Origin of the sequence: Amycolatopsis sp. 195334CR (assembly GCF_017309385.1) — a bacterium.
Classification (GTDB): domain Bacteria; phylum Actinomycetota; class Actinomycetes; order Mycobacteriales; family Pseudonocardiaceae; genus Amycolatopsis.
Genome location: NZ_JAFJMJ010000002.1, coordinates 2,438,673 through 2,463,467, shown reverse-complemented (window position 1 = coordinate 2,463,467; position 24,795 = coordinate 2,438,673). Strand labels below are relative to the sequence as shown.

General features: G+C 71.8%; 28 protein-coding genes. 16 read left to right on the top strand and 12 right to left on the bottom strand.

The genetic code is table 11. From position 1 onward, the window contains the following. Positions 1–273: 273 nt before the first annotated feature. Positions 274–3,225, bottom strand: coding sequence for a hypothetical protein (locus tag JYK18_RS34270; RefSeq protein ID WP_206807538.1), 2,952 nt, complete (start codon positions 3,223–3,225; stop codon positions 274–276). 57 nt (positions 3,226–3,282) lie between these two features. On the opposite strand from JYK18_RS34270, the gene JYK18_RS34265 reads away from it, so the two are divergent. Then, positions 3,283–3,903: a suppressor of fused domain protein gene (locus JYK18_RS34265; protein WP_206807537.1), complete on the top strand. Its 621-nt coding sequence runs from the start codon at positions 3,283–3,285 to the stop codon at positions 3,901–3,903. A gap of 6 nt (positions 3,904–3,909) precedes the next feature. Here JYK18_RS34265 and JYK18_RS34260 read toward each other — a convergent pair whose 3' ends face one another. After that, complete coding sequence (locus tag JYK18_RS34260; protein ID WP_206807536.1) at positions 3,910–4,647, bottom strand: thaumatin family protein; 738 nt, start codon at positions 4,645–4,647, stop codon at positions 3,910–3,912. Positions 4,648–4,787: 140 nt separating this feature from the next. Between JYK18_RS34260 and JYK18_RS34255 the strand changes: the two genes are divergently transcribed. Together JYK18_RS34255 and JYK18_RS34250 are read left to right on the top strand one after the other, a co-directional pair. Continuing rightward, positions 4,788–5,600 carry a glycoside hydrolase family protein gene (locus JYK18_RS34255; RefSeq protein ID WP_307796185.1) on the top strand — a complete coding sequence of 271 codons (813 nt, stop codon included), beginning with the start codon at positions 4,788–4,790 and terminating at the stop codon, positions 5,598–5,600. A 1-nt stretch (position 5,601) separates the two neighbouring features. Next, positions 5,602–7,386: a glycoside hydrolase family 76 protein gene (locus JYK18_RS34250; RefSeq protein ID WP_307796184.1), complete on the top strand. Its 1,785-nt coding sequence runs from the start codon at positions 5,602–5,604 to the stop codon at positions 7,384–7,386. 83 nt (positions 7,387–7,469) lie between these two features. On the opposite strand, the gene JYK18_RS34245 is transcribed toward JYK18_RS34250, so the two are convergent. Both JYK18_RS34245 and JYK18_RS34240 read right to left on the bottom strand, forming a co-directional pair. Further along, positions 7,470–7,748 (bottom strand): hypothetical protein, encoded by a 279-nt coding sequence (locus JYK18_RS34245; RefSeq protein WP_242582380.1) that lies wholly within the window; start codon positions 7,746–7,748, stop codon positions 7,470–7,472. After that, positions 7,741–7,998 carry a DUF3253 domain-containing protein gene (locus tag JYK18_RS34240; RefSeq protein ID WP_206807534.1) on the bottom strand — a complete coding sequence of 86 codons (258 nt, stop codon included), beginning with the start codon at positions 7,996–7,998 and terminating at the stop codon, positions 7,741–7,743. Before JYK18_RS34240 ends, JYK18_RS34245 begins: the two co-directional genes overlap by 8 nt. A gap of 125 nt (positions 7,999–8,123) precedes the next feature. Between JYK18_RS34240 and JYK18_RS34235 the strand changes: the two genes are divergently transcribed. Further along, positions 8,124–8,549, top strand: a complete 426-nt coding sequence (locus JYK18_RS34235) for a peptidoglycan-binding protein (RefSeq protein WP_206807533.1) — start codon at positions 8,124–8,126, stop codon at positions 8,547–8,549. A 270-nt stretch (positions 8,550–8,819) separates the two neighbouring features. Here the strand turns inward: JYK18_RS34235 and JYK18_RS34230 are convergent, their stop codons facing one another. After that, complete coding sequence (locus tag JYK18_RS34230; protein ID WP_206807532.1) at positions 8,820–9,476, bottom strand: hypothetical protein; 657 nt, start codon at positions 9,474–9,476, stop codon at positions 8,820–8,822. A gap of 156 nt (positions 9,477–9,632) precedes the next feature. Here JYK18_RS34230 and JYK18_RS34225 point away from each other — a divergent pair, with 156 nt between their 5' ends. Beyond that, positions 9,633–10,004 carry a hypothetical protein gene (locus JYK18_RS34225; RefSeq protein ID WP_206808295.1) on the top strand — a complete coding sequence of 124 codons (372 nt, stop codon included), beginning with the start codon at positions 9,633–9,635 and terminating at the stop codon, positions 10,002–10,004. Positions 10,005–10,066: 62 nt separating this feature from the next. After that, positions 10,067–10,984 carry a sugar nucleotide-binding protein gene (locus JYK18_RS34220; protein WP_206807531.1) on the top strand — a complete coding sequence of 306 codons (918 nt, stop codon included), beginning with the start codon at positions 10,067–10,069 and terminating at the stop codon, positions 10,982–10,984. Here the strand turns inward: JYK18_RS34220 and JYK18_RS34215 are convergent. After that, positions 10,959–11,690: an SDR family oxidoreductase gene (locus JYK18_RS34215; protein ID WP_206807530.1), complete on the bottom strand. Its 732-nt coding sequence runs from the start codon at positions 11,688–11,690 to the stop codon at positions 10,959–10,961. The two genes, JYK18_RS34220 and JYK18_RS34215, sit on opposite strands and share 26 nt — an antisense overlap. Positions 11,691–11,766: 76 nt before the next feature. On the opposite strand from JYK18_RS34215, the gene JYK18_RS34210 reads away from it, so the two are divergent. Continuing rightward, entirely contained in the window at positions 11,767–12,375 is a 609-nt protein-coding gene (locus JYK18_RS34210) for a TetR/AcrR family transcriptional regulator (RefSeq protein WP_206807529.1), read from the top strand. Here the strand turns inward: JYK18_RS34210 and JYK18_RS34205 are convergent. Then, positions 12,350–12,982, bottom strand: coding sequence for a cutinase family protein (locus JYK18_RS34205; RefSeq protein WP_206807528.1), 633 nt, complete (start codon positions 12,980–12,982; stop codon positions 12,350–12,352). The two genes, JYK18_RS34210 and JYK18_RS34205, sit on opposite strands and share 26 nt — an antisense overlap. 115 nt (positions 12,983–13,097) lie before the next feature. Between JYK18_RS34205 and JYK18_RS34200 the strand changes: the two genes are divergently transcribed. From JYK18_RS34200 to JYK18_RS34185, 4 genes are read left to right on the top strand one after another with little or no spacing between them, the layout of a single operon-like run. Beyond that, entirely contained in the window at positions 13,098–13,763 is a 666-nt protein-coding gene (locus JYK18_RS34200) for a trypsin-like serine protease (protein WP_206807527.1), read from the top strand. A gap of 42 nt (positions 13,764–13,805) precedes the next feature. Further along, positions 13,806–14,210 (top strand): GntR family transcriptional regulator, encoded by a 405-nt coding sequence (locus JYK18_RS34195; RefSeq protein ID WP_206807526.1) that lies wholly within the window; start codon positions 13,806–13,808, stop codon positions 14,208–14,210. Beyond that, on the top strand, positions 14,207–15,088 hold the full coding sequence (locus tag JYK18_RS34190) for an ABC transporter ATP-binding protein (protein WP_206807525.1): 882 nt from the start codon (positions 14,207–14,209) through the stop codon (positions 15,086–15,088). Before JYK18_RS34195 ends, JYK18_RS34190 begins: the two co-directional genes overlap by 4 nt. Next, on the top strand, positions 15,085–16,047 hold the full coding sequence (locus tag JYK18_RS34185; RefSeq protein ID WP_206807524.1) for a transporter: 963 nt from the start codon (positions 15,085–15,087) through the stop codon (positions 16,045–16,047). Before JYK18_RS34190 ends, JYK18_RS34185 begins: the two co-directional genes overlap by 4 nt. Here the strand turns inward: JYK18_RS34185 and JYK18_RS34180 are convergent. Together JYK18_RS34180 and JYK18_RS34175 are read right to left on the bottom strand one after the other, a co-directional pair. Beyond that, entirely contained in the window at positions 16,035–17,183 is a 1,149-nt protein-coding gene (locus tag JYK18_RS34180) for an MFS transporter (protein ID WP_206807523.1), read from the bottom strand. The two genes, JYK18_RS34185 and JYK18_RS34180, sit on opposite strands and share 13 nt — an antisense overlap. A gap of 52 nt (positions 17,184–17,235) precedes the next feature. Further along, positions 17,236–17,874: a TetR/AcrR family transcriptional regulator gene (locus JYK18_RS34175; RefSeq protein ID WP_206807522.1), complete on the bottom strand. Its 639-nt coding sequence runs from the start codon at positions 17,872–17,874 to the stop codon at positions 17,236–17,238. A 108-nt stretch (positions 17,875–17,982) separates the two neighbouring features. On the opposite strand from JYK18_RS34175, the gene JYK18_RS34170 reads away from it, so the two are divergent. Together JYK18_RS34170 and JYK18_RS34165 are read left to right on the top strand one after the other, a co-directional pair. After that, positions 17,983–18,756, top strand: a complete 774-nt coding sequence (locus JYK18_RS34170) for an SDR family NAD(P)-dependent oxidoreductase (RefSeq protein ID WP_206807521.1) — start codon at positions 17,983–17,985, stop codon at positions 18,754–18,756. Positions 18,757–18,916: 160 nt separating this feature from the next. Beyond that, positions 18,917–19,840, top strand: coding sequence for a helix-turn-helix domain-containing protein (locus JYK18_RS34165; RefSeq protein ID WP_206808294.1), 924 nt, complete (start codon positions 18,917–18,919; stop codon positions 19,838–19,840). Here the strand turns inward: JYK18_RS34165 and JYK18_RS34160 are convergent. Both JYK18_RS34160 and JYK18_RS34155 read right to left on the bottom strand, forming a co-directional pair. Further along, positions 19,833–20,684, bottom strand: coding sequence for a haloalkane dehalogenase (locus JYK18_RS34160; protein WP_307796183.1), 852 nt, complete (start codon positions 20,682–20,684; stop codon positions 19,833–19,835). The genes JYK18_RS34165 and JYK18_RS34160 overlap by 8 nt on opposite strands. Further along, complete coding sequence (locus JYK18_RS34155; protein ID WP_206807520.1) at positions 20,681–21,475, bottom strand: SDR family oxidoreductase; 795 nt, start codon at positions 21,473–21,475, stop codon at positions 20,681–20,683. Before JYK18_RS34155 ends, JYK18_RS34160 begins: the two co-directional genes overlap by 4 nt. A gap of 92 nt (positions 21,476–21,567) precedes the next feature. Between JYK18_RS34155 and JYK18_RS34150 the strand changes: the two genes are divergently transcribed. The 3 genes from JYK18_RS34150 (at position 21,568) to JYK18_RS34140 (ending at position 23,801) form a co-directional block, all read left to right on the top strand. After that, positions 21,568–21,939, top strand: a complete 372-nt coding sequence (locus tag JYK18_RS34150) for a winged helix-turn-helix transcriptional regulator (protein WP_374195081.1) — start codon at positions 21,568–21,570, stop codon at positions 21,937–21,939. Between the two features lie 72 nt (positions 21,940–22,011). After that, positions 22,012–22,572 (top strand): RNA polymerase sigma factor, encoded by a 561-nt coding sequence (locus tag JYK18_RS34145; protein WP_242583688.1) that lies wholly within the window; start codon positions 22,012–22,014, stop codon positions 22,570–22,572. Further along, positions 22,569–23,801 (top strand): hypothetical protein, encoded by a 1,233-nt coding sequence (locus tag JYK18_RS34140; RefSeq protein ID WP_206807518.1) that lies wholly within the window; start codon positions 22,569–22,571, stop codon positions 23,799–23,801. The genes JYK18_RS34145 and JYK18_RS34140 overlap by 4 nt, the downstream gene beginning before the upstream one ends. Here the strand turns inward: JYK18_RS34140 and JYK18_RS34135 are convergent. Further along, positions 23,798–24,790, bottom strand: a complete 993-nt coding sequence (locus tag JYK18_RS34135) for an IS481 family transposase (RefSeq protein ID WP_206808291.1) — start codon at positions 24,788–24,790, stop codon at positions 23,798–23,800. The two genes, JYK18_RS34140 and JYK18_RS34135, sit on opposite strands and share 4 nt — an antisense overlap. Positions 24,791–24,795: the final 5 nt, after the last annotated feature.

Below are 24,795 nucleotides of genomic sequence, written 5' to 3'. Positions count from 1 at the left end.
ACCCGGGGCACGGCGGCCGGTAGGCGTGCTCGGGCAGGAACCTCGCCCTCGGGCAGGAACCTCGCCCAGTCCTCCCGGCTGATCGGGGGCAGGGCGGTGGCGCAGAGGCCCGACGCGGCGCGGGCCGGGTCGGGCTCCCGGAGCCGGGCGGAGTGGTCCGCGCTGCCGGCGGCCAGCACCTGGCGGTCCAGGCTCAACGCCGCCAGCCACACCACTCCACCGTGGCCGGACGGCGTCGCCACCGATCGTTCTCGTCGAGCAGCCGCTGGGTCGTCACCGGTGGGCGCGGCTCCACAGGGCGGGCCAGCCGCCGCTGCCGAGGAGGGTGGCGGGCACGAGGAGGCCGTGCTCGTCGATGCGACGGCCGAACAGGTCCACCGGCGCGCCGAGGTCCGCGGCCGGGGTCAGGGCGAGCTGCCACGGGCCGTGTTCGTCGAGCAGGTCGGTGGCGGGGAAGCCGGGCACGGCGGTGGTACCGGGGGCGGTCAGCCGGACCGTGTCGTCCACTGTGGACTTGCAGGTGGTGGCGACGACCAGCGTGCAGACCAGTTCGGGGGACGGTCTGCGGGCCACCGACCGGGTCAACGCGCCGGCGAGGGCCGGTTCGCCCATGGCCAGCCGGATCGCCCTGGCGGCCACGTCCATCGCGTGAGCGGGCGCGATGGCCGGGTGGCGCACGAGGGCGCGCAGGGCACGGGGGAGCGGCTCGGCGATGGTCAGCGCGTCGAGGCCGGTGAGGCCGAGGCGGTTCACCGCGGTGGTGAGCGGCCGGACGCGCGTCGCCCGCCACAGGGCGACGGTGGTGAGCCCGAGGTCGGTTTGCCGGGCCGAGCCAACGCCGGGGTTGAGGGCGATCCGCCGGAGGTCGGCGTGCCGGGCCGAGCTGACGGTATTGGTCCGCTGGGGTTCGGCGTGCCGGGTCGAGCCGAGGCCGGTGTCCAGGGTCGTCTGCAGGAGTTCGGCGATCTGGGCCGGGCCGAGGCGGTTCAGGGCGATCACCGCCGCGTCGGGTTCGAAGTCGGCGGGACGGGTCGGTGTGCCGAGGCCGCGGGCGAGCTCGGCGTACAGCTGCCGTGCCGCGACCGCCCGTGCGCTGGCCAGTTCCCGCTCCACGGCCGCGATCAGCGCCGGACTGGGCATCCGGCCCGTCGCGGGGCGCGACTCGCGACGGGACCGGGGCGGCGGAATGGGCAGCACGGGCTCGGGTGCGGGCGGCACCGGGCCGGGGAAGTCGCCCACCCACCGGTTGATCCGGCTTTCCAGCGCCGGATCGAGGTTGTCGTTGAACCGCGCGCGCAGTTCGTAGACCTGCCAGCCGCCGGTGTGCCGCCGGACGTCGAGGTTGGCCACGATCCGCCCGCTGTCCGGGTCGCGCAGCGCCATCAGCACGCAGTAGCCGCGCCGGGCCTGGTCGGCGTACCACGACTCGCCGATGCAGTTGCCCATGTAACCGGACCAGGTCGCCAGCTGCCGCGGCTCGCGGCCCAGTTCCACGACCAGCTCGGTGCCCGGCACCACTTGTTTGTCCACAGAGGACATCTCAGGCGGGATCGGGAACGCGCCGACGCTCGCCTCGGTGACCGCCGCGTCGGCGCTGACCGCCTCCGCCAGCTCCGTCCAGGTGCGGCAGCGCGGCGGTGGGTTCGCGCCGAACGCGACCAGCTGGGCGACCCCGGCCGCGGCCAGCGACAGGGCCCGCGCCTCGGGCCGGGCGGGGCTCGGTGTCCGGTAGTCGAGGTCGGGCGAGAGCCGTTCGTGCCGGACGGTGGCGGACTCGCTGCCGTAGAAGGGGGCCAGTGCGTCGGCGAGGTCGGCGAGCCAGAGCAGGTCGTGCGGTGCTTCCGCCTCGACCGCGTCCGTGCCGGCCAGGCGTTCGGCCAGCGGGGCGGTGGGACCGTCCGGATGCGCGTCGGCCAGTGGCGGCTGCTCCCAGCTTTCCGGTGCCCGGGTGAACCCCACCACCGCCCGCCACTTGCGCAGGTCGCGCGAGCGCCACGGCTTGCAGGTGTCCCAGCAGTTGTGCAGCGGGCGCTCGGTCAGCCTCCCGGTCAGCTCCTGCACCGCGTCCAGGACGACCACGCCGTAGTTGCGCGCCATGGCGACCCGTTCCTGGACGTAGGCCTCGGTTTTCGCGGTGATCGTCCGGTCCGGGCGCAGCGGTTTGATCAGGTCGTGGACGTATCGGCCCGGGCGCGCGGGGTGGGGGTAGGCGCCCTCCGGCCGGCGCGTCGCCGTCGTCCGCTCGGCCTCGGTGAGACAGTTGTCGGCGGCGACGAGTTCGTCGCGGTGCTTCCGCGCGGCGGCGGCGATCCCCTCGTCGGACATGGTCTTGGCGAACCGCAGCAACGCGGTCGCGGCGATGGCGTCGCGCAGCAGCCAGGTGAGTTCCCGTGCGGTCCACTGTGGAGGCGGTTGCCAGCGCGCCACGTCGGCCAGTGCCGGTTGGTCGCCGGTGGCCCAGTGCAGTTGCTGGAGCAGCGGGGCATTGAAGTGTTCGCGGTGGCGTTCGCGGAGCTTGTCGATCCGGTCGGGGCGAACCTGCGTCGCGGCGCGCCGGTCCACGCGCTGCCGGTGGACCAGCCGCGCGCACACGTCGTGCCACAGGCTGAGGATCAGGGCCAGCCGTCGCGGCCGGGGATAACGCGCCAGCACCAGGGACAGGTGCTCGGACAGCGTGGACGCCGCGCCGCGCGGGAACGGGTCGACGCCGTCCGGGGCGCTGAGCGCGAGCACCTGCTCCAGTTGCTCGGGGCCGAGCAGGTCCGATGCCGCCGAGGCCAGTTGCAGCGCGGCCCAGCGCTCTTCGGCGATGGCGGCGCTCGCGGCCGCGCCGACGCGTTTGGTCGCCGAGGGCCCGAACAACGCCACCAGCGTGCCCGCGCGGTCGCCCAGCCCCTGCGTGCGGACCTTGAGAGCGGCCAGCACGGCGTCGCGGCGGTCACCGTGGGCACCGGCCAGCCGGGCTGAAGTGAAGCCGTTTCCGAGATCGACGCCCGCCCCGGCCGCGACCTCGGTTCCGTCGCGCACCAGCAGGACGAGCTGCTGGACGGCCTGGCGCACCAGCTCGGGTCCGGCGTCGGCGGGCCCGATCGCCACCGGCGCGCCCGGCGGGTGCGCACCGGTCCGCTCGCTGGCGAGTTCGGGCACGACTCGACCGCCGGACGGGGGCAGCCAGCAGCAAACCCCCGGTCCGGCGCTCAGCCCGAACGCCAGGTGAACCGCCATGGAATCCATTGTCCGTTACCGTGCAACAGAATTTGGCGGCTGTGGCAGGATTGCGCGGTGACCGACACGGACGAAGCGCCCGGCTGGGACGCCATCGATCTCGCACTGAACGCCTGGTACGAGGGCATCACGCCGCACCATGTCGGCTACCAGCCGCCTGCCGCGTTCAGCGCCAACCTCCAGGGCTGTTCCGCCTATCCGGCCGCCGATCACTGGCACTACGTCACCTACGGGCTGAGCGAGCTGTACCACCCCGGCCCGAACGATGATCCGGAATGGTCGGGCTGGGGCTTCGAGCTGACCTTCCGCCCGGCCCGGCGGCCGGACGAGGTGCAGGCCCCCGGCTGGCCGTTCGGGGTGCTCAACCAGCTGGCCAAGCACGTGAACACCAACAAGGTGCTCCTGGAACCCGGGCACCGCATCGATCTGGGCCAGCCGATCACCGGGCACCCGCACGTGCCCGACGCACCCGCCACCGGGCTGACCGTGTTCGCGCTGACGGTCGATCCCCAGCTCGGCACCATCGACACACCGCACGGCAAGGTGGTTTTGCTGCAGGCGGTGGGCGTCACCGCGCAGGAGAAGGCGGTGATGCTCGAATCGAGCACCGCCGCGGTGCTGGAGGAGCTGGCGGCGCGCAACCCGTTGCTGATCACCGATCCCGCCCGCGCGTCCTGAAGCGTCTCAGATGCCGCGGTGGAACGTGACGGTGAAACCGCTGCACTCGCGGCATTGCCGCATGACCTGGTTGCCCGGTTCGGTGTCGTGCTTGGACCAGGCGTAGGCCTTCGGGCACCGCTTCGAGACGGCGTCGCTGTACGGGGTTTTCGCGTCCCGGTTGGGATTCGTGCACAGGATCGGCTTGCCGCCGCTGTCCCTGGTCAGGTTCTCCGGCGGGCACACCTCGAGCAGTCGTTCCGAGCAGCCGACCGCTTCGCATTCGGTGCCTCCGGGTGGCACCTGCGCGTCCCTCGGTTCGATGGTGATCGAGAGCGACACCGCGTTGACGTAGCTGACGTTGTACCAGGGCGCCAGCTGGTCGTTGCGGTCGAAGTTGAATTCGGCGAGGCTCGCCGGTTGCTCACCGGTGACGCAGCGGTCGGCGAGATTGCCGCAGTCGCCGATTTCGCAGTGGAACGTGCTGCCCGGCGTGCCACCGCAGTTCTGGCGGGCGAAGAACTTGCCTCGCCAATAAGCGGGGGTGCCGGATTCGGGAATGGTGACCGTGGCCTGCTGGCTGTCCTGCAACTGGGGGAGTCCGGTGAGGTTGCGCGAGCCGTCCGCGTTCACCGCGCTGCCGATCCAGATCGGCTGACCGGACCGGTTGACGAAGGTGACGGTGTGGTCGGCGGCCGCGGCCACGCCGGGTGTCCCGGTCGCGATGATCAACAATGCCAGTACCGCGTACGCGATCTTGCGCATTCTGCCTCCCGGAGTCGCCTCCCGATTATGGGGCGCACCGTCAATTGCTGACGCGACAGAAAACCGGACAGGTCTTCACCGCCCGGTTGACCACTTCGTCGGCAGCGCCCGACGATTACCCGGAACCGGGAGGAATTGCCGTGAAGTCATTCACCCGAAGAGCGGCTACCGCCGCACTGGCGCTGCTGCTCGTGGTGCTGGCGTGCCCGCCCGCCGGCGCGGTGGCCGCGAGCAAGAAGGGCGTCACGGTCAACACCGTTCCCGGCGTGGACCAAGCGCTCCGGGACGTGCGCGCGGGCTGGTTCTACAACTGGGCCGCCGATCTCCAGGGCGTCACCAAACCGGACGGGACCGAGTTCGTGCCGATGATCTGGGGTTCCGGCGCGGTCACCCCCGAGCACCTGGCGAAGGCGAAGTCGCTGGGCACCACGCTGCTGGGGTTCAACGAGCCCGACATGGCCGGGCAGGCCAACCTGACCGTCGAGCGCGCGCTCGACCTGTGGCCGCAGCTCCAGGGCACGGGCATGCGGCTCGGCGCGCCCGCGGTGGCCTTCGGCGGGGATCAGGCGGGCGGCTGGCTCGACCGGTTCCTCAGCGGCGCGGCCGCGCGCGGGCTCCGGGTCGACTTCATCCCGTTGCACTGGTACGGCAGCGACTTCTCGGCGGCGGCCGTCGATCACCTCCGCGGCTACCTGCAGGCCGTGCACAACCGCTACGGCAAGCCGATCTGGCTCACCGAGTACGCCCTCATCGACTTCACCCAGGGCACTCCGCGCTATCCGAGCCAGGACCAGCAGGTCGCCTTCGTGAAGAACTCGGCCGCCATGCTTCAGGGTCTGCCGTTCGTCGAGCGCTATTCGTGGTTCACCCTGTCCACCGCCACCGCGCCCACCGGCCTGTACGACGGCGCCACGGCGAACGCCAGCGGCCAGGCCTACCGGTCGGTGGGTTGAGGTGGACCCGTCCGCGAGATCCCTGGCCGTGGCCGCCCTGCTGCTGGGCGGCCTGCTCAGCGTGCCGTCGCGGGCGGTCGCCGCCGAGCCCGTGTGCTTCCTGGCCTGCGACACCCTGGACCCGGCCAAGGCCGGGCAGGAGGTCTTCCCGGTACCGGAGCACAACCTCAACGGCCGCAGGCTGGTGCTCCACGTGTCCGATGTGGACGGTATGGCGTGGGGCAGCATCGACGACGGTGTCCAGGGCGACGCGGTGTGGCTGGACCGCTCGTGGGACGGCGGCCGCACCTGGGAGGGGTTGCTCGGCAAAGCGAGCATCCCGGCCACGTGGACCGGCACGCGCACGCTCATGTACAACATCTCGGATCCGCGTGGGCATCGGCGCGGCCTGGTCCGGGCGTGCGGGGACGCCGCCGGGGTCGGCTGCACGCAGTGGGTGTACCCGAAGGTGTGCGACGCGCTGTGCGACGGCACCGACGCCGGGCAGGCCGACGGCGACTTACAGCCGGTGCCCGCGGCGACGTTGTCCGGGCGCACGATCCGGCTGCACACCGATCGCCGGGGGATGGCGTGGGCGAGCATCGAGGCGGGCGGTCCCGGTGACGAGGTGTGGCTCGACCGTTCGTGGAACGAAGGTGCCAGCTGGCCGGACGGGTCGTCGCTGGGACGGGTCACCGGCGCCAGGACCGCGTTGTTCGCCACGGTCGATCCGCGCGCCCGCCTCTACGGGGGTGCGGTGCGCGCGTGCGGTCGGGCGTCGACCGGGCAGAACGGGAGCTGCACGGCGTGGGCACGCCCCGCACACGACCGGGCCGGCGCGGCGGCCGACGCGCTGATGCACGCCTACGACCCGCACCCGGGCTGGTGGCCGAGCAGCTGGTGGAACACCGCGGCGACGCTGACCACGCTGATCGAGCACGGCGACCCGCGGTACGACTGGGTGATCGCCCGGACCTTCGAGCAGAACCGGGGCGTCTTCCCCGCCGGGGTGCGCAGCAGCGACCCGATCGAGGGCGACTTCGTCAGCCGCGCGATCGACGATTCGGCGTGGTGGGGTCTGGCGTGGATCGCCGCCCACGACCGCACCGGCGACGCGCGCTACCTGCGGATGGCCACCACCATCGCCGAGTACGTGCACGGGTACTGGGACACGGGCAGTTGCGGTGGTGGGGTGTGGTGGGATCGGGAGCGGACGTACAAGAACGCCGTGACCGCCGGGTTGTACCTGCGGCTCGCCGCGGCCGTGCACAACCGGACGCCGGGGGACACGGTGTGGCTGGACCGCACCCGCGCCGCCGCGACGTGGTACCTGGGCAGCGGGCTGATCAACAGTGCCAACCTGGTCAACGACGGTCTGACCGGGGACTGCCGCAACAACGGCCAGACGGTCTGGACGTACAACCAGGGGCTGGCCGTCGGCGGTCTGCTCGAAGCTTGGCGCGCCACCGGCGACGGTGTTCTGCTCGACACGGCCAGGCGACTCGCCGACGCGGGGGTCACCGGCCTGACCCGCGACGGGGTGCTGACCGAGTCGTGTGATGTCGGTATGAACGCCTGTGATGACAACCAGAAGCAGTTCAAGGGCGTGTTCAGCCGGTACCTCGCCGATCTGGACGGCGTCACCGGTGGTTACGGCGAGTTCGCCACGCACCAGGGGGACTCGATCTGGTCGCGTGACCGGGATGCGCTCAACCGGATCGGGCAACGCTGGGCAGGCACGAGCCCGAACCAGCTCGACTGGCGCACTCAGGCGAGTGGCCTCGGCGGCCTCATCGCGGCCCGGTGAGTCGGCCCAGCCTCGGCGGTCTCTTCGCGGCCCGGTGAGCCCGCTCATCCTCAGGCCGGTTAGTCAGTTCACCCTCCGGTGAGTCAGCGCAGCGCGTCGAGGCCGTCCTGCCAGCGTTGTCGTCGCTCGGCGGAATCCTGTTCCCACCAAGGGGTTCCACGTTCACCCAGCGCGACCTTCGCGGTGTGCACGCGGGCGCGGGCATCCCGTTCGGCTGTGGGGTCCTGGTTGCGCCGGGCCGCGCCGACATCGCGGCGGGCTCGCATCAGCAGGCTGCGCAGCTCGGCCGCCACCTCCTCGGGGATCTCGGGATCGGTGGCCCGCCAGCGTCGGCCGTTGATCACGATGTAGCGCTCAGCCACGGGCGCGCCGGATCCTGATCGGTCCCCGCCAGTCACCGTCCGGATCGAGGACCTGGCCGCGTTGGGTGAGCTGCACTTCGCCGGCGCGCGCCAGTTGGCGAGCCACGTCCCTGGCCTGCGGGAGCAGCGGGCGCCAGTCGTCGGCGACCGCCCTGGCCGCCTCGGACGGGCAGATGCTGCTGTCCGCGCCCCGCGCGCGAGCCAGGGTGAGGATGGCGGCGCGCAGCCGGTCGGCGGTGGCCTCGGTCATGATCCCAGGATCGCACCGATCGGCGCGTCCCGCCGGGCCCGGGCAAATGGCGGTACCGATCAATTGACGGCCTGCTAATTTCCGAACCCGGAAAATGGTTCCTTTGCCGGGAAAGGAGCACTTCGATGGAATCAGGAAAACTGAGAAGATCGGCTGTCGTGGTGGCCTTGGCCGCCGGTGCCGCGGTGGTGCCCGCCGCGATTCCCGCCGTCGCGACCGAAGCGGCGGCGGCCACCTGCACCGGGACGGCCAACCGCTTCCTGGGCAGCGCCAAGGCGACATTGCCCGCCTACGGCAATTCCCTCGACTGCCTTCTCGCGTACGGCAATCAGGGCAATGCCGTTTACTACCTCCAATTCTCGCTGAACAAGTGCAGCGGCGCGGACACCGGCGGGGTGGACGGAGTCTACGGGGAAAAGACCCGCAACGTGATCGCCTGGATCCAGGCCCTCAACGGGCTTCCCGCGGACGGTATCTACGGGCCGAAGACGCGGAAGGTCCTCGACTGGTACTTCTCCTCCGGGGCGTGCAAACGCTGGACCGCCGCCTGACGTCCCGTGACGGTGGCGCCCATCGCTCGCGCGGCCTCCAGCGCCGCCCTCACCGCGGGCTGACCGGTGAACTCGTCGCGGATGGCGTCGGTGCGGAAGGCGATTTCGAAGGACCAACCGCGCTCGCAACGCTTCCAAGACCACCACACGGCGCGGTCGGCGAGCGCGGTGGTGAGGAAGTCCGGACCATATCGGCGGCGCCAGTCGCTCACCGACGCCACGGTGTCCCGGACTTCGAGCCGCAGTCAGGGATCGAAGGCCACCCCGACATCATGCCCGGGGAAGCGGTCCGGCGAACAGGGCGCGTTCGAACTCGTCGGCGGCGCGGTGGTGCTGGCGGCCCCAGCGGGCGAGCAGGTCGCAGTAGCGCTGGTAGGTCTGCGCGGGCCACGGCCGGGTGCAGTACAGGGAAGTCCAGCCCGCGTGGTCACGCAACGCGGTGGCGACGACCCGATCGAGGATCAGGCACGGGTGATCGGGTGCGCCACCGCCGGCGAAGTACAGGAACTTGGTGAAGAACGCGGGTCCCAGGCTGCGAATGGCGTTGTACGGGCCCGGTCTCAGCAAGCCGTAAGCGGCGCCGGGGTCGTGGCGGGCGGTTTCCGCGGCGGCGCCGAGGACCTTCTCGGCGTGGGCGAGGTCAGCGCGGACACCGTCGAGGCGGCGGGCGTTGTCGCGCAGGTAGCTGCCCGAACCCCAGGCGAGCGCCCGCCACAGCAGGGTGAACACGTCCTCGTCGGCCGCCGACCAGACCTGGGCGCGGGTCAGGTCGGCGCCGTCGGGTGGTTTGCCGGGCAGGCCGCGGGTGGTGATCGCGTCGTGCCACCACTGCGTCCGGATGCGGATGCGGTGCTGCTCGACCGCGGCCGGGCGGGGCTGGACGGGGATGGCCCAGCTCGGCGGGGCCAGAGTGGCCAGGTTGGTCATCGGCATACCGCATGAGTCGCGGGCCGCGGAGGGGTGTTACGGCGCGTCTGGTCGTTCGACCGGGTGAACGCGTCACTCCAGTCGTGGTCGCTCGATCCGGTGTTGAGGTGTGTCGGTCCGCGGGCCGGGCGGCTGGTCCCGGACACTGCGGCGGTGATGAACACGTCGATGGAGGATGCCGGTCGCTGCCTGCTGTCCGTGGCCTGGAACATGCGCGGTGGTGCGGCCCCTTCGCGGGGTGAGGAGATCCGCGAGCACCTTCGCCTCGTGTGCCGGACCACCGGGCACGCCGCGTGCGCCTGGGCCCGTGCGCACGGCGTCGGGTCCGAAGAGGACTATCTGCCGTTCCTGCGCCTGGCCGATCTGGCGTACGAGATCGATGTGTTGCTGCTGCTGGCGTCGAGCCGCCTGGTGCCCGACGTCGAGCGCGACCTGCGCCGGTGGGCGGAGATCGAGGAGTTGGTGGGACGGGCGGAGGAACTGGCGGAAAGCACCTCGAGGTTCCTGCGGGGCCCGGTCACCTGCTGATCAGCCGAGGAAGTTCGTGTACCAGTGGGAGGGCAGGCCACCGGCAACGAACAGGGGGACGGATGAGGCGGGCGTTGATCCTCGGTGGTACCGGTGGCATCGGGCGTGCGGTGGCCCGGCGGTTGCTCACCGACGGGTGGCAGGTCGACGTCACCGGACGTGACCCCGCTCGGATGCCGCGCGATCTCGCCGGCGCCGGGTTCAGCCGGGAACCCGTGCTCGGTACCGGCGTGGACTTGCTGGTCGACTGCACGTGTTTCACCGCGAAGCACGCGGAAGCCCTGCTGCCCCTGGCCCGCCACGCGACCTCGACGGTGATGCTGTCGAGCAAGGCCGTCTACGTCGACGGTCAGGGGCACCACGTCAACTCAACCGAGCCACCGAGGTTCGACGGGCCGATCACCGAACACCAGCCGACCGTGCCGCCGGGGTCGATGCCCTACGACTCCCCGGAAGGCTACGGGCCCAACAAGGTCGCGGCCGAACAAACCCTGCTGGACAGCGGCCTCCCGATCACCGTGCTGCGCCCCTCCAAAGTGCACGGCGAGGGGGCGGCCAACCCGCTGGAGTGGCACTTCCTCGAACAAGCCCTGGCGCGGCAGCCGGTGGTGCAGCTGGCCCGACGCGGCCGCGGGATCGACCACCCGTCGGCGACGGTGAACATCGCGGCGCTGGTGGCCACCGTCGCGGATCGGCCCGGGGCTCGTGTGCTCAACGCCGCCGACCCCGACGCGCCCGACGGGCTGGCGATTTCCCGGATCGTCGCCGCGGCCGCCGGGCACAGCTGGCGCGAGGAACTGCTCGACGACGACGCGCCGCCGGGGCTCGGCTGGCATCCGTGGGATCGGGTTCCGCCGATCGTGCTGGACATGGGTGCCGCGCACGCTCTCGGATACCGGCCCGCCGGCGACTACGCCACCACCGTGCAGGACGAGCTGCGCTGGCTGATCGAGACTAGGCCTGCGCGGTCGGCCGGATGATCACCTCGTTCACGTCGACGTCGGCCGGTTGCTCGATGGCGTAGGCGATGGCCCGCGCGACCGCCCGCGCCGGCATGGCGATCCGGTCGCGCAGCTCCACCAGTCGCGCCTTCAGCTCCGGGCTTTCCATGGTCCGCCCGAAATCGGTGTGCGTGATGCCCGGGGACACGATGGTCACCCGCAGATCGGGCCCGGCTTCCTGGCGCAGCCCCTCCGAGATCGCCCGCACCGCGAACTTGGTGCCGGAGTACACCGCCTGCCCGGGCACCGTGCGCAGCCCCGACACCGAGGCGGTGTGCACGAACTGCCCGGACCCCTGCGCGCGGAACACCGGCAGTGCCGCGGCGATGCCGTGCAGCACGCCCTTGATGTTGACGTCGATCATGTCGTCCCAGTTGTCCACGCGCAGCTCGTCCAGCGGCGAGACCGGCATGATGCCGGCGTTGCCGACCAGCACGTCGAGCCGTCCGAAGCGGGTGCGCGCCAGGTCGACCAGCGCCTGGACGTCGGCGCGGGACCGGACGTCGGTGACCAGCCACGCCACGTCACCCCCGGCGGCGGCGATGCGCGCGGCCAGTGCTTCCAGGCGATCCGGCCGCCGCGCGCCGAGCACGACCTTCGCGCCGCGTTCGGCCAGCAGTTCCGCGGTCGCTTCACCGATGCCGGCACTCGCGCCGGTGATCGCCACGACCTTGCCCTCGACCATGTGTTTCCTCCATGTGATAGCCCTATCGCTTGCTAATGTACGAGGGCTATCACATCGAGGTCAAGGAGCGGGGTTCATGGCGGGCAAGCGCGGGTACCACCACGGCGACCTGCCCGCCGCGTTGATCCGCACCAGCTTCGAGGTGCTCGCCGAGCAGGGGCCCGCCGCGTTCTCGGTGGCGCAGGTCGCGCGCCGCCTCGGGATCAGCACCGCCTCGCCGTACCGGCACTTCCGCGACCGCGACCACCTGTTCGCCGCGGTCGCCACCGCCGCCGCCCGCGAACTGGCCGAAGCCGTCCGTGCCGCGGTGGACGCCGCCGGAGCCGATCCCGCCGAGCGGTTCGCCGTGGCGGGATCGGCCTACCTGCGGTTCGCGGTCGGCCGCGGGGTCGGGTTCGACGTGATCTACGCGTCGGACCTGGCGGCGCTGCGGGACGAGGAACTGGCCACGGCCGGGCGCGAGCTGATGGACCTGTTCACCGGGCTCGCGGACGACACCGGCGAGCGGACCAAGCCGGAATCACTCGAACTGGTGGCGAACCTCATCGCGCTCGCGCACGGTTACGCGGCGTTGTACCGCAACGGGTTGTTCGCCTCGGGGCGCTACCGCCTCGAGGACCTGCTCGCCCAGGCCGAGAACGGCGGGCGGGCGCTGGCGGCTACCAGGGGTGCCAGGCCCCGTTGAACCACTGCTCGTGCGCGGAGTCGTTGTGGTGGTCGACGTTCCAGTCGTTGGGGTAGTTGTACATGTGGTTGTTCGGGTAGGTCCAGATGCCGGCGGACTCGTCGCAGACGTAGTCCCAGTGGCAGATCGACTTGACCGGGACGTTGCCGAAGTAGCGGTCGGCGCCGGCGAGCGGGTAGCCGACGATGCCGCCGAACGGCACGCTCCCGCCGTTGTACCCCGGCGGCGCCTGCCGTTTGGGGTCGGCGATGAGCACGGCGTTGACGTTGCCGAAGGTCTGCCAGTTCTCGGTCACCCAGATGTGCACCACCGCGGCACCCAGCGAGTAACCGACGGCTTTGGCGTGCTGGCCGGGGCAGAGGTTGCGCTGGTCGCGGAGCAGGCGGTTCAGCTCGTCGACGCCCGCGCGGGCGCTGGCGCCGTTGGGGATGTCGGTCGGGTAGCCGACGTGCTGCTGGATGTTGCCGGTGAACCCGTCGTTCCACCACTTGCTGCCGGTGCCGCCGACCACGATCGTGTAAGTGCCCTCGCACGGGGCTTCCGCCTGCGCGACCGGGGCGCTCGCCACGGAAAGTCCCGTGGCCGCGAGCAGACCGGTCAGCGCCATGGCTGCTTTTTGTCTTATTGTCACCCGCCGAAAGTAGCGAGCCGCGATGAATTACTGATGAAACAGGACTTTCGCAGGTGACGAATTCCCCGATCGGGCGATTAGCGTTCCGCCCATGCGTCCCGCTGCCACCGCGCTGATCACCGCCGCCGCGCTGATCGGCCTTTCCGCCCCCGCCCACGCCATCGTCGACGGCGAGTTCACCGCTTCCGCGCCCTGGTCGGCCCGCCTTTACCAGGACGGTTCCGACGGTTACTGCACCGCCACCGTGCTCGCCCCGGAGTGGATTCTCACCGCCCGGCACTGCATCGGCGGAAATCACCAGTGGGGTTTCCGCGTCGGAAATGTCGAGCACGCGAAAGGCACTTACGTCGACGCCGCCCCGAACGGGGTGACCCTGCACGACAATGCCGATCTGGCGCTGGTGAAGCTCGCCGAACCGGTGTCGGCGCCCGCGGTTTCCCTCGGCGACCTCGACGCGGTGGCCTCCGGCGACACGGTCACCATCCACGGCTGGGGTGACACCGGTGGCGGGCAGCAGTCGCCGCGGTTGAAGAACGCCAAGCTCGAAGTCACCGACACCAACGCCAGCGACGCCTACGACGGCCGGGCGATCAACGGCACCCGGATCAACGGCGTGTGCGGCAGCGGCGACTCCGGCGGCCCGATGTTCACCGCCGACGGCGTCCAGGTCGGCGTGCTGTCCACCGGCAACGACACCACCTGCCAGTACACCCACGTCGGCGCCTACCGGGACTGGATCAGCTCGGTCACCGGCTGACGCGCGGCACCCCGGCCTCTATAGTGCTAGGTAACTAGCTAAATGGAGGCCGTGGTGCTGGAGTTCCACCTGGACACCCGCTCGGGGTTGTCGCCGTACCAGCAGCTCGTGCGGCAGGTCCGGCACGCGCTGCGGCTGGGCCTGCTGCACAAGGGCGACCAGCTGCCGAAGGTCAAGGACGTGGTGGCCGCGCTGGCGATCAACCCGAACACCGTGCTCAAGGCCTACCGGGAACTCGAGCACGACGGCCTGGTCGCCGCGCGGCCCGGGGTGGGCACCTTCGTCACGGCGACGCTGTCCGGCGGCTCGCCCGCCACGCTGGGACCGCTGCGTCAGGATCTGCGCCGCTGGCTGGCGAAGGCCCGGCTGGCCGGGCTCGACGACGAGAGCATCGAGGCGTTGTTCTCCGCCACGTTTCACGACGCGTCCAAAGAGGACATAGCGTGACCACGCTGCGCGCACGGGGGCTGGGCAAGCGGTACCGGCGCCGGTGGGCGTTGCGGGAGTGCGCGCTGGACATCCCGGCCGGGCACGTGACCGGGTTGGTCGGGCCGAACGGCGCGGGCAAGTCGACCCTGCTCGGGCTGGCGGCGGGCATGCTGGCGCCGAGCGCGGGCACGATCGAGGTGTGCGGCGGGGTGCCCGGCAGCGGGCCGGAGCAGCTGGCCAAGGTCGGCTTCGTCGCGCAGAACGCGCCCGTCTACGCGACGCTGACCGTCGAGGAGCACCTGCGCCTCGGCGCGCGGCTGAACCCGGGCTGGGACGCGGCGCTGGCCACCGAGCGGATCGACCGGATCGGCCTGGATCCGGCGCAGCGGGCGGGAAAGCTCTCCGTCGGCCAGCGCGCGCAGCTCGCGCTCACGCTCGGCATCGCCAAGCGCCCCGAACTGCTGCTGCTCGACGAGCCGGTCGCCGCGCTCGACCCGCTCGCGCGCCGGGAGTTCCTCCAGGACCTGATGGCGGCGGTGGCCGAGCACGGGCTGAGCGTGGTGCTGTCCTCGCACCTGGTCTCCGATCTGGAACGGGTCTGCGACCACCTGGTGGTGCTGGTCGATTCCCGGGTGCGGCTCGCCGGTGACCTCGACGAACTGCTCGCCACCCACCACCTGCTGACCGGCCCGCGGCGCGATCCCGCCACCCTGCCCGCCGCGCAGGAGGTCGTCTCGGCCAGCCACACCGAGCGTCAGAGCACCGTGCTGGTGCGCACCGAGGCGCCGATTCTCGATCCGATGTGGACGGTCAGCCAGGTGGGGCTGGAGGATCTGGTGCTGGCCTACCTGCGCGAGCGGGAACCCGGACGCCCGGCGCTGGAGGTGGTGCGATGACCTGGCTGGCGTGGCGCCAGTTCCGCGTTCCGCTGGTGTCGATGTACGCCTCGCTCGCGGTGATCACCGCGGTCCTGCTGCTGCTCGGCCGCAGTGAGGAGGAACTGCTCTACCGCGGCGGGCAGTTCGCGCTGTACCTGCTGCCGGCGGCGATCGGTGCGTTCTGGGGCGTGCCGCTGATCACCCGCGAACTGGAGGCGGGCACGCACAACCTGGCGTGGAACCAGACCGTGTCGCGGGCCCGGTGGCTGGCGGTGAAGCTGGGGCTGGGCGTGGTGGCGGCGATGGTGGCGGCCGGGTTGCTCAGCGCGGTGGTCGGCTGGTGGGTCGCGCCGATCGACGCCGCGGCGGTGGCCGATCCGCACAGCGCCTTCGAACCGCGCATCGAGGCGGCGATGTTCACCGCGCGCGGGATCGCGCCGATCGGATACGCGGCTTTCGCGTTCGTGCTGGGAGTCGCGGCCGGGCTGGTGCTGCGCCGGACGGTCGCGGCGATAGCGGTGACGCTGCTGGTGTTCGCCGCGGTGCAGGTCGCGGTGCCGCTGGCGGTGCGCCCGCACCTGCTGCCCTCGACCGAGCAGGTGGTGGCGCTGACCGCGGTGAACATCGAGGGTGTGCAGGTCGACGAGCGGGACGTGCCCGCCGTGTTGCGGGTGGTGCGGCCGGCCGGGGCGTGGGTGCTGGCCGACGAGACGGTGAATCCGCAGGGCCAGGTGGTCAGCGCGCTGCCGGAGGTGGTGCACGGCTGTCTGCCACCGGCGCAGCCCGGTGTGGTGCCTGATTTCGAGCGGGTGCACGGCTGTTTCGCGCAGTTGTCGGGACTCGGGTACGAGCAGCACCTGACCTACCAGCCCGCGTCGCGGTTCTGGCCGTTGCAGTGGCTGGAAACCGGGTTGTTCCTGATGATGTCCGGGTTGCTGGCGTGGTTCTGCTTCCGGCGGCTGCGTCACGTCTCCTGACGGCGCAGCACGGGAAGGGCGAGCAGGAGCGCGATCAGGCGCAGGGCGGCGGCGAGCAGGTAGGGCGCGCGCAGGCCGAAGCCGTGCGCGACGAACCCGCCGGCCAGCGCGCCCAGCGGCATCAGGCCCCAGCCCAGTGCCCGGTACGCGCTGTTGACGCGGCCGAGCAGGCCGGGCGGGACCAGTTGCTGGCGCGCGCTGACGGTCACCACGCTCCAGATCGTGGTGAGGAACCCGTTGGTGGCGAGCAGGACGGCCAGCACTGTCGCGTTGGGACTGAGGCCGATCCCGGCGAAGACCCCGGCGTTCAGCACGAGCGAGGCGACCAGCGCCCGGGTGTCGCCGACGGTGCGCAGGAGCCACGGGGTGACCAGCCCGGCGAGCACGCTGCCGAACGCGGCGGCGGTGAGCAGGAGGCCGTAGCCGGTGGCGTCCAGGCGCAGGTCCTGGGTGGCGAGCAGGACGAGGGTCGCGTTGGCCAGTTGTCCGGCGAAGGTGTTGGCGCCGAGCAGCAGCGCGAGGGTGCGCAGCAGGCGGTCCCGGGCGAGCCAGCGCAGGCCGTCGGTCATCGCGGTGCCGGTGGGACGCGGGTGCGTGGTGCGGGGCAGGGTGGCCAGCAGGACGGTCGACGCGGTGAGCGCGGCGGCGTGGAGGCCGAAGGGCAGTGCCGCGGCGACGGCGAACAGCGCGCTGCCCAGCGGCGGCCCGGCGAACTGCTGCCCGATCGTGGTGACGGCCTGCTGGGCGCTGTTGGCGCGGTGCAGCGACGCCGGGGCGACGAGGTCGGGCACGACGGTCTGGGCGCCGTTGCCGACCAGCACCTCGCAGGCGCCGATGGTGAACGCGAGCAGGACCACCACGGCGAGACCGAGGTGCCCGAGCGCGGCGAGCAGGCCGACCAGCAGGACCTGGACGGCTTGGGCCCGCCACATCAGGCCGATCCGGTCACCGCGGTCGAGCAGCGCCCCGGCGGGCAGTGCGAACAGCAGCCACGGCAGGTAGGTGGCGGCCGCGACCAGCGTGACGTGGCGCGGGTCCGGCGACAGGGACACCGCCAGCAGCGGGAGCGCGGTGGTGGCGGCGCCGGTGCCGATGCTGGTGCAGCCGGTGGCCCACCAGAGTCTGCGAAAGGACATGCGCGCATGCTCGTGGCGGCGGGTGCACGCGGGACACCATTGAGCCCGGGGCTCAGTCGCCGGTGGAGGATCCAGCCGTGGCGTATCGGGCGGCGGTGGTGCGGACGGCCTCGTCGACCACCTGGGCGACGCGTTCGGCGCTCACCTGCCAGCCCGGCACCAGCAGGGTCGGCCAGAAGACGTAGTTGGAGATCATGCCGAGGAACTGGGTGGCGGCGAGGTCGACGTCCTCGATCCGCACCGTGCCCGCTTCCTGCTCGGCCAGCAGGTAGCGGCGCACGGAGTCGAAGTAGGGCAGCTTGCCCTGCGCGAACTGCGCGTGGGCCAGTTCGGGGAATCGGGGCAGTTCGGCGATGACGATCCGGAACAGGTCGGTCATCTGGGGGCGGCCCAGCAGTGCGGCGTACCGGCGGCCGATGGTGCCGAGCCCGTCGACGACGTTGCCCGCCGGGGGAGGGGCCTCCTCCTCGGCGGTCGACCACGACTCGGTGACGATGGCGTCGAACAGGGCGGCCTTGCTCGGGAACTGCTTGAACAAGGTCGCCCGCGAAACGCCGGAGCTCTCCGCGATCCGCGCCAGCGACGTCCGGTCGTAGCCCAGTTCGAGGAACAACGCGGTCGCGGCCGTCACGATCAGCGCGCGCTTCTCCTGGGCGACGCGCTGGTGGTACGTCGTCACGAGCTTGCTCATGGATCGAGCATACGAGGTGAGTGGCTTGACTCACCACTGTCGCCGACCTAGTGTCGAGTGCATGGTGAGTCGATCGGCTCACCACTCTCCTGGATCGAAGGAACACCCATGCCCCGTTTCGACAACCAGACCGTGCTCGTGACCGGTGGGACCGGCGGCCAGGGCGCGAGCCACGTGCGTGCCTTCCACGCCGAGGGGGCGAACGTGGTGATCGGCGCCATCGACGCGGAACGCGGTGCCGCGCTCGCCGACGAACTCGGGCCCCGCGCCCGCTTCACCCACCTCGACGTCACCGACGAGAGCTCGTGGGCCACCGCCGTGCAGTCCGCCGAGAAAGCTTTCGGTGCCCTGAATGTGCTGGTCAACAACGCGGGGGTGCAGAACCCGCCCGCGGCGATCGAAGACACCGAGCAGGCCACGTGGTCGCGCATCCTCGACGTCAACCTCACCGGGACCTTCCTCGGCATCAAGGCCGCCGCCCCCGCGCTGCGCCGCGCGGGCGGGGGAGCCGTCGTCAACATCGGCTCGACCATGAGCCTGGGCGGCACGGCTTTCTACGCGCCCTACGTCGCCAGCAAGTGGGCCGTGCGCGGCCTCACTCGAACGGCGGCACTGGAACTCGGCCGCGACCACATCCGGGTGAACACCATCCACCCCGGCGTGATCGCGACGCCGTTCATCCACGAACCAGCGGCCGGCGCGGCCGCGCCGATCGCCGACTTCTATTCGCCCGAGCCGTTCGCCATCCCCCGGCTCGGGGAGCCGACCGACGTCACCCGGCTGCTGCTGTTCCTCACGTCCTCGGACGCGTCGTTCATCACCGGCTCGGAGTACGTCATCGACGGCGGGCTCCTCCTCGGCCCCGCGCTGCAGGCCGCATGAGCACGCCAGAACATCCGGGCAACACCTACCTGTGCCGCGACCGGCTCGTACGCGAGGCGCCATCCGGCCGACCCGGCTCGAGGACTGGGCCGACAGCAGGCTGATGCGCGTCAGCTTCCTTGATCGGGGGTGACGGGGCGGCATACTCGGGCGGGTGCCGATGACGTTGGAGCTCGGGGTGGCCGAGCTGGCGGCGACCCGGTTCGCGCTCTCGCCGTTGTCGGAGACCGTGGCCGGGTTGTTGTCGCTGGGGACGCGGGCCACGTGGTGGACCCGGTGGGCGGCGGCCGAACTCGCGCGGGAGCCACTGGACCTGTCGTGGACCTGGCCGCTGCTGGCCAACCGCTCGACCTGGCCGAACTTCCTGGTCCCCGCCCCGGCCTCGGCCCGTTCGTCCCTTGAGGACGATCTGGCGGCGTTGGTGCGCACCGGGGCCGACGACGTGCAGGCGAGCCTGCGGCGCGTCTTCGGGGACGACCCGCCCGCGCTCGCCGCCGATCCGGAGAACGGCCTGCGCGCGGTGGCCGCCGAGCTGCGGGTGGCCCACGACCGGCTGATCGCCCCGCACTGGCCCCGGATCCGCGCGGTGCACGAGGCCGACGTGGCGTACCGGGCACGCGTGCTGGCCGCCGGTGGGGCGGACCGGTTGTTCGCCGGGCTGCACCCGAGCGTGCGCTGGTCCGGCGGCCGGTTGTCCGTGGCCGGGACCGGGCGGGTGCGTCTCGGGCCCGGTGGCCTGGTGCTCATGCCGCTGGCGCTGGGACCGTCGAACGTGCTGGTCAAGCGGCACACGGCCACGCAGACGACGGTCCGGTACCCGGTTCGGGGCAGCGGTGCTCTGTGGGCGGCCGCCGCGCCGGCCCGGCCGAGCGTGGTCCGCCTGCTGGGCCGGGCGCGGGCGGACCTGCTGACCGCGTTGCGCGTTCCGGCGACGACCACGGACCTGGCGCTGGTGCTCGGGGTGACGCCGAGCGCGGTCTCGCACCACCTGCGGGTGTTGCGGGAGAACGGGTTGGTCGCGCGTGAGCGCACCGGCCGCACGGTGCACTACGCGCTCACGCCCGTGGGACGGTCGTTCACCTGAGCCCGTGCTTGTCGAGCCAGGTGGCGACGGCGGCGGCGACCGCCTCGGGCTGGTCGTCCGGGGTCTGGTGCCCGGCGACCAGGTCGTGAGCGGCGATGTCGAGCCCGGCGATGTTCCGCGCGCACCAGTCGATCAGCTCCGGTGTCATCATCGCGCCGTACGAAGAGCTGAAGGTGAGCAGCAGCTTCGGCACCTCGGGGCTGGTCGCGAGCCAGTGGTCGTACCGCTCGACCCGGCTGACGACGTCGGCGGGTTCACCGTCGAGCGGCATCATCCGCGCCCAGCGCAGCAGCGGCAGGCGGGATTCGGGGGTCGGGTACGGCCGCCGGTAGGCCGCCAGGTCGGCGCCGGTCAGCCCGGTGACGATGTCGGGCATGGTCTCGATGAACGCGTTGCGCTCCAGCATCAGTTCCTCGCCCGCGCCGGGGGTTTTGATGGCGCGGAACAGTTCGCGGCCGGCTTCGGGGAACTCCGCCCAGCTCATCGGCTTGACGATGGTCTCGGTGAAGGCGATGCCGCGGACCCGCCCGGGGTGGCGGGCGGCCCAGTCGAAGGCCAGCGCGCCACCCCAGTCGTGCCCGACCAGCACGACTTCGCCGAGGCCGAGCGCGTCGAACCAGGCGTCGAGGTAGCGGGCGTGGTCGTCGAAGGTGTAGTCGATGCGGGGTTTGCCGGACTCGCCCATGCCGATCAGGTCCGGGGCCAGGCGGCGCCCGGGGTCGCCGACCGCGGGCAGCACGTGGCGCCACAGGTAGGACGAGGTGGGGTTGCCGTGCAGGAAGACGATGGGCGTGCCGGTGCCGGTTTCGCGGTGGGCCATCGTCGAGTCGAGGACGCGGGTCACTTGAACACCGCCGCGGTGCGGACGGCCCAGTCGGCGTAGGCGCGCGGTGGACGGCCGAGGACACGCTCGATGTCCGGGCTGACCTCCTGCTCGGCGGGTTTCGGTTCGCCGAGGATGTCCAGGGTGGCGTCGGCGACGTGTTCGGGCATGAACCCGAGGAACTGCGCGCGGGCTTCGGCGCGGGTCTGCTCGTGGAACCGCACAGGCTCGCCGAGCGCGTCCGAGATCGCGGCGGCCTGCTGGCGAGGCGTGATCGGGGCCGGGCCGGTGAGCACGTAGGTGCTGCCGTGGTGGCCGGGTTCGGTGAGCGCCTTGGCGGCGACTTCGGCGATGTCGCCGGGGTCCACCGTCGGCAGGGCCACGTCGGCGAAGGGCGCGGCGGCGACGCGCTGGGTGCGGATGCTCTCGGCCCAGGCGAAGGTGTTGCTGTGGAAGCCACCCGGCCGCAGCACTGTCCATTCCGGACTCCATTGGCGGACGGCGGCTTCGGTGCCGGGGGAGTGGCGGCCGGTGGCCACGCCCTGGGAGGACAGCAGGACGACGCGCTGGATGCCGGTCTCCGGCACCAGTTCGGCGACTTGGGTCAGGTCGGCGCCGCCGGGGGCGAGCAGGAACAGCGCGGAGGCGCCGTCGAGTGCGGGCCGCAGGGTTTCCGGGTGTGCCAGGTCGGCGTGGACGTGCCGCGCTCCGCTTCCGGTGCGCGAGACGGCGGTCACCTGCTCACCCGCGTCGGTCAGTGCCTGCACGAGCGGCGCGCCCACGTTGCCGGTCGCTCCGGTCACCACGATCATCTTGTGCTCCCTCGTTGTTGGTATGCACAGGGAAGCTACCGGCGCCGGTATAGTAGGTACCTAGAGGAAAGTACTGGGCGGAGGGCCGGATCGTGATCGAGAGCACAACCACCCCGGAGCTGGCGTGCCCGATCGCGCCGGTGGTCGACGTGGTGTTCAGCCGCTGGACCACGCCGATCCTGTGGGTGCTGCACGAGTACGGCAAGCAGCGGTTCGTCGAGCTGGAGCGCCGCATCACCACGATCACGCCCAAGGTGCTCACCCAGCGGCTGCGGCAGCTCGAACGCGACGGGCTGGTGGTGCGCACCTATCACGCGGAGGTGCCCCCGCGGGTGGAGTACGAGATCAGCGAACTGGGCCGGAGCCTGTCGCCGTTGTTCGCCGCGCTGTCGGAGTGGTCGGTCCACCTGCCCGAAGTCGACCGAGCCAGGGCGGCTTACGACGCTCGTGGCGGGCGCCGCTGAGCCCCACTGCAACAATTCCCGGGGTGCCGGCCACTGACCGGTGTGATGACCGCGAGAGTGAACCGGGTGGGGATGGATCCGCTCCTCGAACCCGACACGGAACTGTGGCGGCGTGCGGCCCTGGGGGATCAGGACGCCTTCGCCGAGCTGTTCGAACGACATGTGCAGGCGGTGTGGAACCACGCCTACCGGCTGACCGGTTCCTGGTCGGTGGCCGAGGACCTGGCTTCGGCCACCTTCCTGACCGCCTGGCGCAAACGCGGCGAGGTGACGCTGGTCAACGAGTCGGCGTTGCCGTGGCTGTACACGGTGGCGGGCAATCTGGCCCGCACCGAGCACCGCGGCTCGGTGCGCCGGTTGCGCCTGGTGCGGCGGGCCGGACCCGAGCCGGTGGCCGACGACCACGCCGACGCGGTGGTGGACCGGCTGGCCGCGAGTGACCGGGTGCGCGAGCTGGCCGCGGCGGTGGCCGCGTTGCCCAGGGCGCAGCGGCGGGTGGTGGAGCTGTGCCTGCTCGGTGAGCTGCCGGTCCCCGACGCCGCCGAACTGCTCGGGCTGGCCGAGCCCTCGGTCCGGGCCCACCTTTCGCGGGCGCGGGCCCGCCTGCGCACGGAACTGGAGGGATCCCGGTGAACGACTTCAACCTCCCGCCGCGACGGGAACTGCCGGACGCGGTGCGTGACAGCATCCGGGTGAAACTCCGCGAGGGCATGGACCAGCCGCGGCAGCGCTCGTGGCGCGGTCCGGCGGTGGCCGCGGCCGCGGTCGCCGTACTGGCCGCGGGCGCGCTGGTGGCGACGAGCGAGCTCCGCACCCCGGACGGGGCGGCTCCGGTGGCCTTGCCACCGGGGATGGAACTGGACGAACGGCTGGCGGCCGAAGCGCTCGACCGGTGCTGGGCGGCGATCGAGGCGGCGGGCAAGACCGGCGTGTTCCCGGCCAGGGACACCTGGAAGCCGGTGTTCACCCACGCCCCGTTCGACGGCCGCGCCTCGTCCGGGGTGACCGCGATGGCCCGTGCCGAGGGCAAACCGCTGGTCTGCCACACCACGGCGACCACGGTGACGGTGTCGGATCCCCAGGCGCCGCTGAACTACGCGCCGGGCACCTCGACCGCGGCGGTGCTGGCGAGCCCGCCCGGGGTGTTCGCCGGGGTGTCCGCGGCTCCGCCCTACCTGAGCTCGGAGTTCAAGCCCGAGAAGGGGGCGTCCGGGATGAACGGGGACGCGGCCTGGGCCGACGGTCTGTTCCTCTGGCGCAACTCCCCGGACCAGGCCTCGGCCACGTTCAACCTCGACGGCGCTCCGCTCGTCGCGCCCCCGCCCGCGGTGCAGGTGGTCGACCGCCCGGTGCCCGGGGTGGACCGGACCAGTGAACACGGCCGGTGGCTCGGTGAGTGCCTGGACGGGGCCGACCTCAAGATCCCCGACGCGGCGGGCTACCAGCCGGGCGCACTGCTCGTCGAGGGCCCGACCACGGCGATGGCCGCCCGGTTCGGCGACCGCGTCGCGTTCTGCGCGGTGTCGGAGAAGGACGGCGAACCCCACTACGAGGCGGCGGAGATGCCCAGCACCGCCGGGACCGGAGCCGTGCGCAGCGTGGCGGCCTTTCCCAACGGCATCAACTGGTCCGAGAGCAGTCGTCAGATGCTCGCGGGCGGGCTGGTGCCGCCGGAAACCGCCCGGATGGTCGTGCGGCGGGACCGTGGCGGACCGGCCCCGGTGGCGGTGGCCGGCGGCGGGACCTTCCTGGCGCTGATGCCCGCGGACCTGCAGGACGGCCTGGTGTCGGAGGAGATGACCGTCTCGCTGTACGACGCGCGGGACAACCTGATCCTCGAGCAGACCGTGAGCCTGCCCTAGTTGTGATGTCCAGGGAGGTTGGTTAGTCGGGTGATGGGTGGCTGGCCTTCGGTGGATGAGTGGGGTCGGTGGTGATTGTAGAAGTGGAGCCAGCCTGGTAGGGCTGTGCGGCGTGCGGTTTCTGTGGGGTAGTAGCGGGCGTAGGCCCAGCCCTCGGCCAGGGTGCGGTGGAAGCGTTCGATCTTGCCGTTGGTTTGGGGGCGGTAGGGGCGGGTGCGTTTCGGGGTGATGCCGAGTTCGGTGCAGGTGTCGCGCCAGGCGTGGGAACGGTAGGCCGAGCCGTTGTCGGACAGGACGCGTTCGACCTGGACTCCGTGTTCGGCGAACCAGGCCACGGCCCGGCGCAGGACGGCGGTGGCGGCGGGGGTCTTTTCGTCGGCGTGGATTTCGGCGTAGGCCAGGCATGAGTGGTCGTCGATGACGGTGTGCAGGAACGCGGTGCCGGTGCGGGGTTTGTAGTCGTTGCCGCGGGGCAGGTTCGGGGTGGCGCGTTTGTTGCGGGCGCCCTGCTGGCGTCCGACGTAGCGGTGGCCGCCGCCGTCGGGGATGTTGCCGAACTTGGTGACGTCGACGTGGATCAGTGAGCCGGGGTGGGGATGTTCGTAGCGGCGCAGGGGTTCGCCGGTGACCCGGTCGATACGGGAGAGCCGGTTGATCCGGCAGCGCACCAGTACCGCGTGCACCGTCGAGGCGTGCAGCCCGAGCCGGCCGGCGATCTGGACCGGGCCCAGCCGGTGCCGCCAGCGCAACCGCACGATCTGCCGCACGACAGGGCCGGGGGTTCGGGCAGGGCTGTGGTGTGGGCGCGAGCTGCGATCGGCCATCCCCGCCTCGCCCTCGGCGCGGTAGCGCTCGGCCCACTTGCGGGCGGTGGTGACCGCGACCATGAACATCGTCGCGGCCTCGGCCGGCCGCCAGCCCCGCTCAACGATCAGGCGCGCCAGCCGCAGCCGGGTTCGCGGGGTCAAAGTGGCATTAGGGTGGGACATGAAGG

Coding starts and splice junctions, on each gene's coding strand:
- JYK18_RS34175 (WP_206807522.1), bottom strand. CDS start 17,874: ATGAGCAAGCTCGTGACGACGTACCACCAGCGCGTCGCCCAGGAGAAG.
- JYK18_RS34240 (WP_206807534.1), bottom strand. CDS start 7,998: ATGACCGAGGCCACCGCCGACCGGCTGCGCGCCGCCATCCTCACCCTG.
- JYK18_RS34200 (WP_206807527.1), top strand. CDS start 13,098: ATGCGTCCCGCTGCCACCGCGCTGATCACCGCCGCCGCGCTGATCGGC.
- JYK18_RS34180 (WP_206807523.1), bottom strand. CDS start 17,183: ATGTCCTTTCGCAGACTCTGGTGGGCCACCGGCTGCACCAGCATCGGC.
- JYK18_RS34205 (WP_206807528.1), bottom strand. CDS start 12,982: ATGGCGCTGACCGGTCTGCTCGCGGCCACGGGACTTTCCGTGGCGAGC.
- JYK18_RS34210 (WP_206807529.1), top strand. CDS start 11,767: ATGGCGGGCAAGCGCGGGTACCACCACGGCGACCTGCCCGCCGCGTTG.
- JYK18_RS34235 (WP_206807533.1), top strand. CDS start 8,124: ATGGAATCAGGAAAACTGAGAAGATCGGCTGTCGTGGTGGCCTTGGCC.
- JYK18_RS34215 (WP_206807530.1), bottom strand. CDS start 11,690: ATGGTCGAGGGCAAGGTCGTGGCGATCACCGGCGCGAGTGCCGGCATC.
- JYK18_RS34225 (WP_206808295.1), top strand. CDS start 9,633: ATGAACACGTCGATGGAGGATGCCGGTCGCTGCCTGCTGTCCGTGGCC.
- JYK18_RS34135 (WP_206808291.1), bottom strand. CDS start 24,790: ATGTCCCACCCTAATGCCACTTTGACCCCGCGAACCCGGCTGCGGCTG.
- JYK18_RS34220 (WP_206807531.1), top strand. CDS start 10,067: ATGAGGCGGGCGTTGATCCTCGGTGGTACCGGTGGCATCGGGCGTGCG.
- JYK18_RS34230 (WP_206807532.1), bottom strand. CDS start 9,476: ATGACCAACCTGGCCACTCTGGCCCCGCCGAGCTGGGCCATCCCCGTC.
- JYK18_RS34185 (WP_206807524.1), top strand. CDS start 15,085: ATGACCTGGCTGGCGTGGCGCCAGTTCCGCGTTCCGCTGGTGTCGATG.
- JYK18_RS34195 (WP_206807526.1), top strand. CDS start 13,806: ATGGAGGCCGTGGTGCTGGAGTTCCACCTGGACACCCGCTCGGGGTTG.
- JYK18_RS34170 (WP_206807521.1), top strand. CDS start 17,983: ATGCCCCGTTTCGACAACCAGACCGTGCTCGTGACCGGTGGGACCGGC.
- JYK18_RS34145 (WP_242583688.1), top strand. CDS start 22,012: ATGGATCCGCTCCTCGAACCCGACACGGAACTGTGGCGGCGTGCGGCC.
- JYK18_RS34260 (WP_206807536.1), bottom strand. CDS start 4,647: ATGCGCAAGATCGCGTACGCGGTACTGGCATTGTTGATCATCGCGACC.
- JYK18_RS34270 (WP_206807538.1), bottom strand. CDS start 3,225: ATGGCGGTTCACCTGGCGTTCGGGCTGAGCGCCGGACCGGGGGTTTGC.
- JYK18_RS34165 (WP_206808294.1), top strand. CDS start 18,917: ATGACGTTGGAGCTCGGGGTGGCCGAGCTGGCGGCGACCCGGTTCGCG.
- JYK18_RS34155 (WP_206807520.1), bottom strand. CDS start 21,475: ATGATCGTGGTGACCGGAGCGACCGGCAACGTGGGCGCGCCGCTCGTG.